The organism is Enterobacter cloacae complex sp. P38RS (assembly GCF_014930775.1).
Taxonomy (GTDB): domain Bacteria; phylum Pseudomonadota; class Gammaproteobacteria; order Enterobacterales; family Enterobacteriaceae; genus Enterobacter; species Enterobacter bugandensis.
The window spans coordinates 222753-236266 of record NZ_JADBRS010000005.1 but is presented as its reverse complement, the minus strand read 5'-3'; the positions used below and the strand labels follow the sequence as shown (position 1 = coordinate 236266).

Genomic DNA, 13514 nt, shown 5'->3' with positions numbered 1-13514 from the left:
CACAGGGAGAGGGCCAGGGTGAGGGCAGCATGCCACACCAAATAATTAAGCCACCGTGTACCCTACAGACAACGGCGGTAACAACCTCAACAACAGAGGCAAGCCTATGAACAGTTCGACCAATGCAGTAAAACGCTGGTGGTACATCATGCCAATCGTGTTTATCACGTACAGCCTGGCGTACCTCGATCGTGCCAACTTCAGTTTCGCATCCGCAGCGGGGATCACCGAAGACCTCGGCATCACCAAAGGTATTTCATCCCTGCTGGGTGCCCTTTTCTTCCTGGGCTACTTCTTCTTCCAGATCCCCGGCGCGATTTACGCGGAACGCCGCAGCGTGCGTAAGCTGATCTTCATCTGTCTGATCCTGTGGGGCGCCTGCGCGTCACTGACCGGCGTGGTGAACAATATTCCTGCCCTGGCCGCCATTCGCTTTATTCTCGGCGTCGTTGAGGCAGCGGTCATGCCGGCGATGCTGATTTACATAAGCAACTGGTTTACCAAATCTGAACGTTCACGCGCGAATACCTTCCTGATCCTCGGTAACCCGGTCACCGTACTGTGGATGTCGGTCGTCTCCGGCTACCTGATCCAGTCCTTCGGCTGGCGCGAGATGTTTATCATCGAAGGGGTACCCGCAATTATCTGGGCATTCTGCTGGTGGGTGCTGGTAAAAGATAAGCCTGCCCAGGCGAAGTGGCTTTCCGAAGATGAAAAAGCCGCGCTACAGGCGCAACTGGATAAAGAGCAGCAGGGGCTGAAGGCGGTACGCAACTACGGCGAAGCGTTCCGCTCCCGCAACGTTATCCTGCTCTGCGCGCAGTACTTTACCTGGAGTATCGGCGTGTACGGGTTTGTGCTGTGGCTGCCGTCGATTATCCGCAGCGGCGGCGAGAACCTTGGCATGGTGGAAGTGGGCTGGCTCTCTTCCGTACCGTATCTCGCGGCGACCATCGCGATGATCGTTGTCTCCTGGGCGTCGGACAAGCTGCAAAACCGCAAGCTGTTTGTCTGGCCGCTGCTGCTGATTGCCGCTTTCGCCTTCATCGGCTCTTGGGCGGTGGGCGCGAATCACTTCTGGGCCTCTTATACCCTGCTGGTGGTTGCCGGTGCCGCCATGTACGCCCCGTACGGTCCGTTTTTTGCCATCATCCCGGAAATGCTGCCGCGTAACGTCGCGGGTGGTGCAATGGCATTGATAAACAGTATGGGCGCGCTGGGGTCGTTCTGCGGATCCTGGTTCGTCGGCTATCTGAACGGTGTGACCGGCAGCCCATCCGCGTCGTACATCTTTATGGGGGTAGCGCTTTTCGCCTCCGTGTGGCTTACTTTGATTGTTAAGCCTGCTAATAATCAACAGCACCTCGTCGGCGCACGCCACGCCTGAACCCTTAAAAATCAACGGAGATTAGCATGAAGCCGTCCGTCATTTTGTACAAAGCTCTGCCGGAAGATCTGCAGAAACGCCTGGAAGAACACTTCACCGTTACGCAGGTGAAGAACCTGAGCCCGGAGACCGTGGCGCAGCACGCCGATGCGTTCGCCAGCGCCGAAGGCCTGCTGGGTTCAAGCGAAAAAGTGGATGTCGCCCTGCTGGAGAAAATGCCGAAGCTTCGTGCTACCTCAACCGTTTCCGTGGGTTATGACAATTTCGACGTGGATGCCCTGAACGCCCGTAAAATCCTGCTGATGCACACGCCACATGCCCTGACGGAAACCGTGGCAGATACGCTGATGGCGCTGGTGCTCAGCACGGCCCGTCGCGTGGTGGAAGTGGCCGAGCGTGTGAAAGCCGGCGAATGGACGAAAAGCATTGGGCCGGACTGGTTCGGCGTGGATGTGCATGGCAAAACGCTGGGCATCGTGGGTATGGGGCGTATCGGGCTGGCGCTGGCGCAGCGCGCGCATTTCGGCTTCAACATGCCGATACTGTATAACGCGCGCCGTCATCACAGTGAAGCAGAAGAACGCTTCAACGCGCGTTACTGCGAGCTGGATACGCTGCTGCAGGAAGCCGATTTTGTTTGCCTGATCCTGCCGCTGACGGATGAAACGCGCCATCTGATTGGCAAATCCGCGTTTGAAAAAATGAAGAAGTCCGCCATCTTCATCAACGCGGGTCGCGGCCCGGTGGTGGATGAGCAGGCGCTGATTGAAGCGCTGCAAAACGGCGAGATCCACGCCGCGGGTCTGGACGTGTTTGAGCAGGAGCCGCTTCCGGTGGATTCCCCGCTGCTGAGCATGCCAAACGTCGTCGCCCTGCCACACATCGGCTCTGCTACCCACGAGACGCGCTACAATATGGCGGCGACGGCGGTAGATAACCTGATAGCCGCGCTTGCTGGAAAAGTAGACAGGAACTGCGTTAACCCGCAGATCCAACAGTAGAAACGAAAAAACCCGCCAGAAGGCGGGTTTTTGAATTTTGTGCTACTGGGTTGGAAGCTTACAGGCTTACAACGTTACCAGCTGCTGGGCCTTTAGCGCCGCTTTCGATGGTGAAGGAAACTTTCTGACCTTCGTCCAGAGATTTGTAGCCATCGTTCTGGATAGCAGAGAAGTGTACGAACACGTCTTTAGAGCCATCGTCAGGAGTGATGAAGCCGAAACCTTTATCAGCGTTGAACCATTTAACCAGACCAGTCATTTTAGCAGACATAGAAATTACCTTATTAACAAATATATTGTGCCTTCCGGCTTGATGGATTGCGTTACAGATTTTTAAGCGATGAAGGAAGGGTCACTACGAAGGGTATCTATGGATAACAATCTGGACTGCTTTACTAAACTGCTTTAGGTCTGTGTAACAAACCGACGCGAACAGTTATACCGATGTGGTAGAGGAATGACAAGCGTTATTTTCTGAATGCCGAAAAAAACCCCGCCTGAGGCGGGGTTTTTCTGTTTACTCTGTAGCAGCGACTGCTGCGCCCCACGCCTGGCTAAAGGCCTGGTGCTGGGCAGCCAGCGGCCCAATCAGCGTATTGTACTGACTTGCCTGCTGCGAGGTTGGGAACTGAATGCCGTTGGCAACAAAGCTCACCTGTGTCCCCTGCTGCGAGATGAAATCCCCGACCTGAACCAGCTGCTGAGTGAAGACCTGCGCGGCCGGAATCAGCGGTTGTATCGCTTCAGACGGTTTCGTCACTACTTTCTCATACACTTTATCGAAGACCGGTTTGAGATCCTCGCCCTGCTTCAGCGCAGAACGTGACGCGTCAGCCTGCATTTTCGCATTTTGCAGCTGCTGGCTCAGCACGCCGAGCGCACCGTTGGACTGGCGCAGCGGCTCGCGCTGAGTCATATAATCCTGGGGAACACGGATGGCGTTCACGCTATCCACTACCGGGCGGATACCGGAGTCCATCGCCTGGCTCACCTGCTGTGAATACCCATAAAGAATGGCGTAATCGGACACAAAGGGGCCAAACTGTTTTTTCTGATCCGCAGTCAGCGTCGGCAACCGCTCGCCGCTGCGCATCACTGTATTCTGCAGAAAATCGATAAACGCTTTGCGCTGATCGCCTTCTTTATCAAAACACCCACTCAGGCTAACAACCATCAACAACGCCGCAATAGGCGCAAACCAGCGAGAGCAGGACTTTCCTGTCGCCATTTTATTACTCCTTTCACCCAAAAAAGCGCACACCGGCACACGCGTGCCCGACGCTGACAAGGATAGTCCAGGTCAGCCTTGCAAGATACTCTTTTCATGTAAAACGACTATTGCCGATTTATTTCTTACTATTTACAAAAAAATACCTGGCGAAGCCGACATATGGTTAATCAGGGAATTAGCATAACTATCCAGATAGCTGAATCGCGTAAAGCGATCGTTACCGCACGATTAATCACAGCCGTGACGATCCTTGGTTTGTATTAGGGACTATTCTTAATTGGCTCTCTGATGTTCTTGATCACGATGTGAGATTTAAGAGGAGTTCTCAATGGAATATAAAGATCCTGAGTTTGAGCTGCTGAGCAGTCTGGAACAGATCGTTTTTAAAGATGTACCGCAGGCCATTACCCTGCAACAAAAATCCAATCCCTTTACAGAATATGAGCAATTGCGCAAAGGGACAGGACTGAAAACTGAAGAATTCGCCAGAGCGATGGGTGTCAGCGTGGCTATGGTGCTGGAGTGGGAGTCAAAACGAGAGAAACCCACCCCAACCGAGTTAAAGCTGATGCGCCTGATTCAGGCCAACCCTGCACTCAGCAAACAGATAGCGTAGTAAAGTTTGAACGCCCCCGCCTCTGCGGGGGCTTGTGTTTAAAGGCTCTCGAAACGCCAGCCCGTCTCTTCCCACACCATCTCGTGCGTCAACGTTAACCCTTTTAAAAACGCATCATCGTGTGACACCACCAGCAGCGCGCCGGGGAAACCAGCCAGCGCCGCTTCAATAGCCTGCACTGAAGCCAGATCCAGATGGTTGGTCGGTTCATCCAGCAACAGGAGCTGCGTGGCCTCCCCGCGCCAAAGCACGCAGGCCAGCGCAGCCTTCAGACGCTCACCGCCGCTCAGTTCCGCCAGCGGGAGCGAGACTTTGTCGGCCCCCAGCTGAAGCTGGGCTAAACGGGTGCGTAACATACCCTCTTCCAGGGGCGTATTGCCCAGGTTGAGGTGCGTCATGACCGACTGCGACAGATCGAGCCGGGAAAGATGCTGATCGAGATAAGCACAGCTGACCGACACCTTGCAGGTTCCTGAGCGTGGACTAATGTCGCCGAGGATGGCTTTCAACAGCGTCGATTTCCCGCAGCCGTTCGGACCTTTTAGCGCCACGCGCATTGGCCCGTCCATCCGCCAGCTAAGCGGAGGAACAGGCACATGCGGCAGCACCAGATCTTCCAGCACCAGCACCTGTTTACCTTCCGGGATCTGACTCCCCGGCAGGGTAAACATCACCGGGTTATCTTCTTCAACCCGCTCACGCGCCTTGTTTACCGCGGCATTCAGGGCTTCATTTTGCTCGCTGTGCTGTTTTTTCCAGGAGCCAATACGTTCCTTTGCCGCGCCTTTGTATTTGACGCGTTCAAACGACGCGATATTCAGGGTATCGACGGTGCGTAATGTTTTCGCCGAGCGCCGCTGGCTGTCGTCATGCTCTTTTTGCATACGTGCGCGGGTGCGTTTGCGCTCCGTGGCCGCATGTTCCAGCGCCGCGCGGGCCGCCTGCTGTTCGGCATCGCGCTGGGTTTGATAATCCGCATAATTCCCGCCGTAGCTGCGCAGCCCGCCGCTGCTTAGCTCAAGAATACGCGGCACCTGCGCCAGCAGCTCACGGTCATGGGAGGCGACGAGCACGCCGCCCTGATAACGGGCAAGCTGGTCGTAGAACCACGCCCGTCCTTGTCGATCCAGATGGTTAGTCGGTTCGTCCAGCAGCAGGAAATCCGCTTCAGCCGTAAATGCCCCGCACAGCAGCGCGCGAATACGCTCGCCGCCGCTGAGCTCACCGGCTGGCTTATCTGGATCAAACGGCGGAAGTTTCGCCCGGGCAAACGCCTCGCCAAGACGTTCAGCTAAATCCCAGAATCCATCAAGCATTTCCAGATCGTCAGGCTGGTAATCGCCGCTGTCGATACGCGCTCGCGCCGCGAAGATGGCCTCGTACCCGAGCAGCTCAGCCAGCGTCGTGTGCGGCAAAATGTCCTGCTGCTGAGCCACATAGACATGTGTTCCGGTACGTTCAATATGCCCACTTGCAGGCTCATCAAGCCCCGCCAGCAGACGCAGCAGACGCGTTTTCCCGCTACCGTTACGGCCAACCAGAGCGCACAGAGACGGCTCCAGAGAAAAACTCAGCGGACCAAAAAGGGTATCGCCCGTCGCAAACTGACAGGTGACCTGATGCAAAATAAAAGAAGGGGACTGCGCAAAATGAGCCATAAGCACTCCTGAATGAAATCAAAATATCCCCTGCCCACGCGGTGGCGTTTAGCAAGGATCGAAATTCATCAGTCGTGTTTGTTCATTTTTGGGGGGCGCTCCAGAGCGAGAAATTTAACGGAGATAAGGATAGCGGTAATGGGTTGACCATTTCAAGGTTAAATTTTGGACGATTTGTACTCCCTCTCCCTTTGGGCTGAGGGATCCCCACCAAATATTGCTTGCACAGACGGCCCCCTCTCCCTTGAGGGAGAGGGCTGGGGTGAGGGGAAGCATACGACTCTGGTGGTCATTCCGTTCACTTTATGTTCCTTGCTACTCTGTAACGACAATACCCGTGAACGTGCCAGGGTGGCTCAGTCGCCACCACCCTGGCTACCCGGGCTCCCGGCGGTAAATCGCCGCTACGCGGTACCTTCGGCTTATTCCTTCCGGCTTATCGGGGACGGGCGGAGGTAACATCCCTGTAAAGCCCGCCCTCTCGGCGCATCCATGCGCCTCGCCCCGGCCTGCAGGAAACGCCTCAGCGATTTACAGCCGGACCATAGCGTCGCTGTAAGACCTCTGCCCGCAGTATGCTTTTCATTGCGGTAATTTTGCGAGTCTCTTTCCAGAAATGGTAATATCCTCAGTGGCATAGCTCAAATCTATTGCCGCCTGTTTTGATGAGCAGTAAGTTCTCTTTGCACCTGCAAAATCAGGTGCCGGGTTTAGCATCCTGGCTTATCTTATCGGCGGCACATTATGTGCAGCATGCTTTGCTACATCTCAATGGTGGGCTGAGCAGGGGCATCGAAAGATGCGCCGGTATCCGATAAGGCCGGTAATGCTAACTCTGTTCAGTCCACCACCAGCGAAGTTAGCATTTCCGGTGGTGGAAGCTTTATCACTTATCGGAGGCTGCCAATATGGCTACTACCCCAACCCAAGCTCATTCTTTATTCACCCTGCCCTTTAACCACGCCACCGACTTCACCGAACTGGCGGATAACTGCGAACGTTTTACCGACGCACTGGTAGATTGCGAAGAACCCGCCCCAAAAATGGCGCTTTACGGCAGACTTTATGCCTGTCTGAATCTTCTGCAACCCACGCTTCTGGAACCTGTTCCGGACGCTTTAAAAGCCAGCCTGACCGTGAAGGAACTCCCGTCACGCGTTCCGGCTTTCGAACCCGAATGCGATCAGCTGGGGCGCTACTGTCAGGAGCTTACGCAGATGCTGATGAACGGCTCACTGCCGCGACAATCTGAAATCGTGATGGAAGATTTGCTGTGCGAGCTGGTCAGCTACTTTGCTGATACGCTGAAGGCACCGCGCTGGCTGCAGACAGACGAAGGCACAATCGCGATCGGCTAAACCTGCCGGATGGCGCTGCGCTTATCCGGTCTACAAAAGACCCATAAAAAAACCCGCCGAAGCGGGTTTTTAGCATGTGTTACAACGGGCACATTACTGCAACAGCGAAATATCCGCCACGCGCAGGAACAGCTCGCGCAGTTTTTCGAGCATGGAGAGACGGTTAATACGCAGTTCTTTATCTTCTACGTTCACCATCACTTTCTCGAAGAAGGCGTCGATCACGTCACGCAGCTCCGCCAGCTCCACCAGCGCTTCCTGGTAACGACCTTCCGCGAAGTACGGTTCGAGCTTGTCGCGCAGCACCACAACCTGCATCGCCAGAGCAATCTCTTCCGGCTCTTTCAGCGTCGCGGCGTTTACGCGCTCGTTCAGCGTCTCGTCGGATTTCGCCAGGATGTTGGATACACGCTTGTTGGCCGCCGCCAGGGCAGATGCCGCTTCCAGCGTACGGAAGTGGGAAACCGCCTTCATACGCGCATCGAAATCAGCCGGACGGGTTGGACGACGCGCCAGCACCGCCTGAATGGTGTCGACAGTGTAACCTTCGTCCTGATACCACGCGCGGAAACGGCCGAGCATAAAGTCGATCACGTCATCCACCACGTTCGCGTTGGTCAGCTTGTCGCCGTACAGACGCACCGCTTCTTCGGTCAGGGTCTGCAGATCAAGGTTCAGGTTCTTCTCAACGATGATGCGCAGCACGCCCAGCGCGGCACGACGCAGCGCAAACGGGTCTTTATCGCCTTTAGGATGCTGGCCAATGCCGAAGATACCCGCCAGGGTGTCCATCTTATCGGCAATCGCTACAGCGCAGGCAACCGGGTTGGACGGCAGATCGTCGCCCGCAAAGCGCGGCTGATACTGCTCGTTCAGAGCTACGGCCACGTCTTCCGCTTCGCCATCGTGACGCGCGTAGTGCATGCCCATTACGCCCTGGGTGTCGGTGAATTCGAACACCATGTTGGTCATCAGGTCGCATTTGGAGAGCAGGCCCGCGCGGGTCGCGTGGTTAACGTCGGCACCGATTTCACGGGCGATCCAGCCGGACAGCTCCGCGATACGGTCGGTTTTGTCGCGCAGCGTACCCAGTTGCTGCTGGAACAGCACGGTCTGCAGGCGCGGCAGGTTATCTTCCAGACGCTTTTTACGGTCGGTATTGAAGAAGAACTCGGCATCCGCCAGACGCGGGCGCACCACTTTCTCGTTACCGGAGATAATCTGGCTCGGATCTTTCGATTCGATGTTCGCCACGAAGATGAAGTTTGGCAGCAGCTTGCCGTCGTTGGCGTAAACCGGGAAGTACTTCTGGTCACCCTTCATGGTGTAAACCAGCGCTTCTGCCGGAACGGCCAGGAATTTCTCTTCGAATTTCGCGGTCAGCACAACCGGCCATTCCACCAGAGAAGTGACCTCTTCCAGCAGGCTGTCGCTCAGGTCGGCATTACCGCCAATCTTACGCGCCGCTTCTTCCGCGTCCGCTTTAATTTTGGCTTTACGCTGTTCGTAGTCGGCAATCACTTTACCGCGTTCCAGCAGGATCTGCGGGTACTGGTCGGCATTGTCGATGGTGAACTCTGGCTCGCCCATAAAGCGGTGGCCGCGGATCACGCGATCGGACGCCACGCCCAGAATGGTCGCCGGGATAACGGTGTCGCCCAGCAGCAGGGTCACGGTGTGTACCGGACGCACGAAGTGTACGTCAGACGCGCCCCAGCGCATCAGCTTAGGAATCGGCAGCTTCGCCAGAGAAGTGGCGATCATGTTTGGCAGCAGCGCTTCCGCGCTTTCGCCTTTCACGTGGGCACGATACAGCAGCCATTCGCCTTTATCCGTGGTCAGACGCTCGGCCTGATCGACGGTGATGCCGCAGCCGCGCGCCCAGCCTTCGGCAGCCTTGCTTGGCTTGCCTTCCGCGTCAAACGCCTGGGCAATCGCCGGGCCACGTTTTTCGACTTCACGATCCGGCTGAGACGCCGCCAGATTTGCCACTTTCAGCGCCAGACGACGCGGTGCAGCAAACCACTCAATTTTACCGTGCGCCAGGCCAGCGTTATCCAGCTCGGCGGTCACGTTCGCAGCAAAAGATTCAGCCAGGCTGCGCAGGGCTTTTGGTGGCAGCTCTTCGGTGCCGATTTCCACCAGGAAAGTTTTCTCAGACATGGCCGCCTCTTATTTGTTTCGGTTGCACATCGGGAAGCCAAGGGCTTCACGGGACGCGTAGTAAGCTTCTGCAACGGCTTTGGTCAGGGTACGAATACGCAGAATGTAGCGCTGACGTTCAGTCACGGAGATCGCTTTGCGGGCGTCCAGCAGGTTGAAGCTGTGGGCGGCCTTCAGAATACGCTCGTAAGCAGGCAGCGGCAGCGGAGTTTCCAGCGCCAGCAGCTGCTGAGCCTCTTTCTCGTACTGCTCGAAGCAGGTGAACAGGAAATCCACGTCCGCGTATTCGAAGTTATAGGTGGATTGCTCCACTTCGTTCTGATGGAACACGTCGCCGTAGGTGGTTTTACCCAGCGGGCCGTCGCTCCAGACCAGGTCGTAAACGCTGTCTACGCCCTGAATGTACATGGCCAGACGTTCCAGACCGTAGGTGATTTCACCGGTGATTGGCTTACATTCCAGACCGCCAACCTGCTGGAAGTAGGTGAACTGGGTCACTTCCATGCCGTTCAGCCACACTTCCCAACCGAGACCCCAGGCACCCAGCGTTGGGTTTTCCCAGTTATCTTCCACGAAACGGATGTCGTGGATGGTTGGATCCATACCCAGCTCTTTCAGCGACCCGAGATACAGTTCCTGAATGTTGTCGGGTGATGGCTTAATCACCACCTGGAACTGATAGTAATGCTGCAGACGGTTCGGGTTTTCACCGTAACGACCATCGGTCGGACGACGGGAAGGCTGCACATACGCGGTCGCCATTGGCTCTGGCCCCAACGCGCGCAGGCTGGTCATCGGGTGTGAAGTGCCGGCGCCGACCTCCATGTCCAAAGGTTGAACAATGGTACAGCCCTGACGAGCCCAGTAATCCTGTAAGGTCAGGATCAGGCCCTGGAAGGTCTTGGTATCAAACTTTTGCATAGTATTTCGTGCTGGATACGTGTGGTTTTAAATGGAAGGGACCAGTATACCCGCTGGCTGCAAGATATACAGTACGAAACGGGGTTGTTTAGGGAAAATTGGGAAATAAGCCTTCCGGCCAGAACGCTGGCGGCGTCTGGTTGTTGATTATGCGAGCAGGCTAGCGCATGGAGAGATGTAAAAACTGACCGTCCGCATCAAACGAGCAGACAAAGCCCTCTTTACGCGCAGTATACCCTCTAAGCTCATAGCTGCCCTGAAAGCGCTCGAATCCGATGACGTTAATTTTCTGAACGTCCGAGTTATAGCGCCGGGCGGCCCGCTCTTTACAGAGCGCTTCCATATTCAGCGAACGCTCCGGGCTTATTTTTCCCTGCTGCGCTTTTTGCACGGGGACTTCCTGTGACGTACTGCATCCTGCCAGCATGAATAGCAGAAAGAGTGATGCCACACGCTTCATCATCATTTTTATTACCGTCCTGGTCAGCGGCTGTTATTTTTAGTATCAACACTTTTATAGATTAAGGTCTGCCATTCTGCGAATCTCGCGGTCTCCCGGCAAGCCTGTGCATAAAACTCAGAATTTTCCAAACGAAGACTTTTGGACAATGGGAGTCCCACTCACTTTAAAGGGAATACGAGGAACTGATGCCGTCAAAAATTAACTGGATTGATAACCTGCGCGGAATAGCGTGTCTGATGGTGGTCATGATCCACACGACGACCTGGTATGTCACGAATGCCCACAGCATCAGCCCCGTTAACTGGGATATTGCCAATATCCTCAACTCCGCGTCGCGCGTCAGCGTGCCGCTGTTTTTTATGATTTCCGGCTTTCTCTTTTTTGGCGAGCGTAGCGCGCAGCCGAGGCACTTCATCCGCATCGCGGCCTGTCTGGGGTTCTACAGCGCCGTTGCCCTGCTCTATATCACCCTGTTTACCTCCATTAACGCCGGGTTATCCCTCAAATATTTGCTGCAAAAACCGGTTTTCTACCACCTGTGGTTCTTCCTCGCCATCATCGTTATTTATCTGGTCTCTCCGCTCATTCAGGTGAAAAACGTCAGCGGGAAAATGCTTCTGGCCCTGATGGTGGTGATTGGCATTGTCGCCAACCCGAACACGATCTCGCAGAAAATCGACGGTTTCGAATGGTTGCCGGTAAACCTCTATATCAACGGCGACACCTTCTACTACGTGCTTTACGGCATGCTGGGGCGCGCCATCGGGATGATGGACACGCAAAAGCGCGGTCTGAACTGGCTCTGCGGAGCGCTGTTTATCGCCGGCGTGGCGGTGATTTCACGCGGGACGCTACATGAGCTTCAGTGGCGCGGCAATTTTGCCGATACCTGGTATCTGTATTGCGGGCCGATGGTCTTTATCTGTGCCGTATCGCTGCTCACGCTCGTTAAAAACACCCTGAATGCGCGTCCCCTTCCCGTGCTGGGCTTTATCTCGCGGCACTCGCTGGGAATTTACGGTTTTCACGCGCTGGTGATCCACGCCCTGCGAACAAGGGGCGTTGAGCTCAAAAGCTGGCCGGTGCTGGATATCGTCTGGATTTTTGCCGCTACGCTGGTTATCAGCCTGCTGCTGTCGATGCTGCTGCAAAAAATCGACGCGCGCCGCTTCGTCAGCTAACGCTGCGCTGCCGGGCGCGGTGGTACTGGCGCGGGGAGGAAAACCCTGCCGCCAGCGAGGCCTGTTCCACGCCGCGCCCCTGCATCAGCCACTGCTCCGCCACCGCCAGACGCAGCTGCTCCAGATAATCACGGACGCTAATTCCTAAATGCGTCTGGAAAAGCCGGGTGAGATGGCGCGGGCTGACGTGCGCCAGTGCGGCGATATCAGGCAAGCTCCACGTTTTTTGCGGCTCGGCGGTGAGCGCATCCTGCGCCCGATGGATCGCCGGATGAAGATGATTGCGGTAGCGCAGCCACGGTGAAAGCTGGGGATCGTCACCGGAACGGCGGAACCAGACCACCATCTCGCGCGCCACGGCCAGCGCCTTTTCGGGACCGCACAGGCGGTTAATCATATGCAGCGCCAGATCGATGCCCGACGTGATCCCCGCGCTGGTCCAGATATTCTCGTCCTGTACAAAGATGCGGTTTTCTTTAATCGTCGCCGTGGGAGCCACAGTGCGTAAACGGCTGATAACGTCATGGTGGGTTGTGCACTGTTTGTTATTCAGCAGGCCCGATTTCGCCGCCAGCAGCGCACCAGAACAGACGCACATCACCGTGATATCCCGGCGCTGAATGACCGGCTGCAGGCGCATTAGCCAGTGCTGGATCTGCTGCGCCTGCGGCGTTGAGAACTGAACGCGGGAGTCGCTCACCCCCGGCAGGACCAGCAGACTCCCCGGAGGCAGACTTTCCGGCAACGGCTGGATGTCGCCCATCGTCAGGCCTATCGACGTCGGCACGTCCGGTTGCGGCCCAATGTAATGCAGACGAAACGCGTCGCCAGCCAGCACAAAGGTCTCCGCCGGGCCTGACATATCCAGTGCCAGTACCCCGGGTAACATCACGAACCAGACGTCGATGCGCATTACAGTGACTCCAGCGTCTCCGCTACCGTTTTAATTTCGGCAAAACGCCCGGCCAGTACCGTCTCGGTACGATGGCGAATTTCCGCTGCGCTCAGGGTAATGCCCTTGTACATCATGGGAAACGTCAGTGTTGCCTCGCTCACAAACGTCACAGCATAACCCAGATCGGATGCTACCCGAGCGGTGGTTTCACAGCATTGTTCCGTGCGAATGCCGCAGATAATCAGCTGGTTGATATCACGCTCGCGCAGCCAGCGGTCAAGCCCGGTATCCGTGAAGGCATTATGGACGTGTTTCTGGAAAACCACATCCGGCTGATGACGCAAAAAGGCCATCGGTTTGACATAGCCGCTTTGCAGCGTGAAGGGGCCGTCTTCATCCACATGAAAAATATCAACGACTGGAATACCGCGCGCCTGGCAGCCTTCAATCAGCCCCAGCATCGCCTGCTGAAAGGCAGGAATGTCGCCCTCCTGCCAGTAAGGGCGATGATGGAAGGACTGCTGAGTATCAATATTGATGAGTGCAATGCGTGACATGATAAATCTCCTCGCCAGTGGGTGTGTCACCATACTGGCAAGGAAAGAGAGGCACGCACAGACCAAAAAAGGACAACCTCGTG

Annotated in this window: 13 protein-coding genes and 1 pseudogene; 6 read left to right on the top strand and 8 right to left on the bottom strand. The window is 55.9% G+C overall.

Going from position 1 to position 13514, the window contains the following annotated elements; genetic code table 11:
• Window positions 1-106: 106 nt before the first annotated feature.
• Both IM303_RS09885 and ghrB read left to right on the top strand, forming a co-directional pair.
• Window positions 107-1387 (top strand): MFS transporter, encoded by a 1281-nt coding sequence (locus IM303_RS09885; RefSeq protein WP_047366951.1) that lies wholly within the window; start codon window positions 107-109, stop codon window positions 1385-1387.
• Between the two features lie 26 nt (window positions 1388-1413).
• Window positions 1414-2388 (top strand): glyoxylate/hydroxypyruvate reductase GhrB, encoded by a 975-nt coding sequence (gene ghrB, locus IM303_RS09880; RefSeq protein ID WP_047366950.1) that lies wholly within the window; start codon window positions 1414-1416, stop codon window positions 2386-2388.
• Between the two features lie 58 nt (window positions 2389-2446).
• Here ghrB and cspA read toward each other — a convergent pair whose 3' ends face one another.
• Complete coding sequence (gene cspA, locus IM303_RS09875; protein ID WP_003860775.1) at window positions 2447-2659, bottom strand: RNA chaperone/antiterminator CspA; 213 nt, start codon at window positions 2657-2659, stop codon at window positions 2447-2449.
• Between the two features lie 246 nt (window positions 2660-2905).
• A complete protein-coding gene (locus IM303_RS09870) occupies window positions 2906-3616 on the bottom strand; it encodes a DUF3053 domain-containing protein (RefSeq protein WP_045260020.1) in 711 nt (236 codons plus the stop codon).
• A 331-nt stretch (window positions 3617-3947) separates the two neighbouring features.
• On the opposite strand from IM303_RS09870, the gene IM303_RS09865 reads away from it, so the two are divergent.
• Entirely contained in the window at window positions 3948-4235 is a 288-nt protein-coding gene (locus tag IM303_RS09865; RefSeq protein WP_028015078.1) for an HTH-type transcriptional regulator, read from the top strand.
• 38 nt (window positions 4236-4273) lie between these two features.
• On the opposite strand, the gene IM303_RS09860 is transcribed toward IM303_RS09865, so the two are convergent.
• On the bottom strand, window positions 4274-5893 hold the full coding sequence (locus IM303_RS09860; RefSeq protein ID WP_192987344.1) for an ABC-F family ATP-binding cassette domain-containing protein: 1620 nt from the start codon (window positions 5891-5893) through the stop codon (window positions 4274-4276).
• Window positions 5894-6688: 795 nt separating this feature from the next.
• Between IM303_RS09860 and IM303_RS22340 the strand changes: the two are divergent.
• Both IM303_RS22340 and IM303_RS09850 read left to right on the top strand, forming a co-directional pair.
• Window positions 6689-6913: pseudogene (locus IM303_RS22340) on the top strand (hypothetical protein); the annotation flags it as partial.
• Window positions 6841-7251: a hypothetical protein gene (locus IM303_RS09850; RefSeq protein WP_285894856.1), complete on the top strand. Its 411-nt coding sequence runs from the start codon at window positions 6841-6843 to the stop codon at window positions 7249-7251. The pseudogene IM303_RS22340 and the gene IM303_RS09850, both read left to right, overlap by 73 nt.
• A 93-nt stretch (window positions 7252-7344) precedes the next feature.
• Here IM303_RS09850 and glyS read toward each other — a convergent pair whose 3' ends face one another.
• The 3 genes from glyS to IM303_RS09835 all read right to left on the bottom strand — a co-directional run bounded on the left by glyS (window position 7345) and on the right by IM303_RS09835 (window position 10801).
• A complete protein-coding gene (gene glyS, locus IM303_RS09845; RefSeq protein ID WP_028015075.1) occupies window positions 7345-9414 on the bottom strand; it encodes a glycine--tRNA ligase subunit beta in 2070 nt (689 codons plus the stop codon).
• Window positions 9415-9423: 9 nt separating this feature from the next.
• The gene (gene glyQ / locus IM303_RS09840; RefSeq protein ID WP_003860141.1) at window positions 9424-10335 is read right to left on the bottom strand and encodes a glycine--tRNA ligase subunit alpha; all 912 of its coding nucleotides are present in this window, start codon (window positions 10333-10335) and stop codon (window positions 9424-9426) included.
• Window positions 10336-10495: 160 nt separating this feature from the next.
• On the bottom strand, window positions 10496-10801 hold the full coding sequence (locus tag IM303_RS09835; RefSeq protein ID WP_060572020.1) for a YsaB family lipoprotein: 306 nt from the start codon (window positions 10799-10801) through the stop codon (window positions 10496-10498).
• A 182-nt stretch (window positions 10802-10983) separates the two neighbouring features.
• Here IM303_RS09835 and IM303_RS09830 point away from each other — a divergent pair, with 182 nt between their 5' ends.
• Window positions 10984-11979, top strand: a complete 996-nt coding sequence (locus IM303_RS09830; protein WP_193359860.1) for an acyltransferase — start codon at window positions 10984-10986, stop codon at window positions 11977-11979.
• On the opposite strand, the gene IM303_RS09825 is transcribed toward IM303_RS09830, so the two are convergent.
• Together IM303_RS09825 and IM303_RS09820 are read right to left on the bottom strand one after the other, a co-directional pair.
• On the bottom strand, window positions 11972-12892 hold the full coding sequence (locus IM303_RS09825) for a GlxA family transcriptional regulator (protein ID WP_193359859.1): 921 nt from the start codon (window positions 12890-12892) through the stop codon (window positions 11972-11974). The genes IM303_RS09830 and IM303_RS09825 overlap by 8 nt on opposite strands.
• Complete coding sequence (locus IM303_RS09820; protein ID WP_028015071.1) at window positions 12892-13431, bottom strand: isochorismatase family protein; 540 nt, start codon at window positions 13429-13431, stop codon at window positions 12892-12894. Before IM303_RS09820 ends, IM303_RS09825 begins: the two co-directional genes overlap by 1 nt.
• Window positions 13432-13514 lie beyond the last annotated feature (83 nt).

Bases quoted from the DNA above. Each gene is read 5' to 3' on its own strand.
- IM303_RS09885 (WP_047366951.1), top strand. From the start codon at position 107: ATGAACAGTTCGACCAATGCAGTAAAACGCTGGTGGTACATCATGCCA.
- ghrB (WP_047366950.1), top strand. From the start codon at position 1,414: ATGAAGCCGTCCGTCATTTTGTACAAAGCTCTGCCGGAAGATCTGCAG.
- cspA (WP_003860775.1), bottom strand. From the start codon at position 2,659: ATGTCTGCTAAAATGACTGGTCTGGTTAAATGGTTCAACGCTGATAAA.
- IM303_RS09870 (WP_045260020.1), bottom strand. From the start codon at position 3,616: ATGGCGACAGGAAAGTCCTGCTCTCGCTGGTTTGCGCCTATTGCGGCG.
- IM303_RS09865 (WP_028015078.1), top strand. From the start codon at position 3,948: ATGGAATATAAAGATCCTGAGTTTGAGCTGCTGAGCAGTCTGGAACAG.
- IM303_RS09860 (WP_192987344.1), bottom strand. From the start codon at position 5,893: ATGGCTCATTTTGCGCAGTCCCCTTCTTTTATTTTGCATCAGGTCACC.
- glyS (WP_028015075.1), bottom strand. From the start codon at position 9,414: ATGTCTGAGAAAACTTTCCTGGTGGAAATCGGCACCGAAGAGCTGCCA.
- glyQ (WP_003860141.1), bottom strand. From the start codon at position 10,335: ATGCAAAAGTTTGATACCAAGACCTTCCAGGGCCTGATCCTGACCTTA.
- IM303_RS09835 (WP_060572020.1), bottom strand. From the start codon at position 10,801: ATGATGATGAAGCGTGTGGCATCACTCTTTCTGCTATTCATGCTGGCA.
- IM303_RS09830 (WP_193359860.1), top strand. From the start codon at position 10,984: ATGCCGTCAAAAATTAACTGGATTGATAACCTGCGCGGAATAGCGTGT.
- IM303_RS09825 (WP_193359859.1), bottom strand. From the start codon at position 12,892: ATGCGCATCGACGTCTGGTTCGTGATGTTACCCGGGGTACTGGCACTG.
- IM303_RS09820 (WP_028015071.1), bottom strand. From the start codon at position 13,431: ATGTCACGCATTGCACTCATCAATATTGATACTCAGCAGTCCTTCCAT.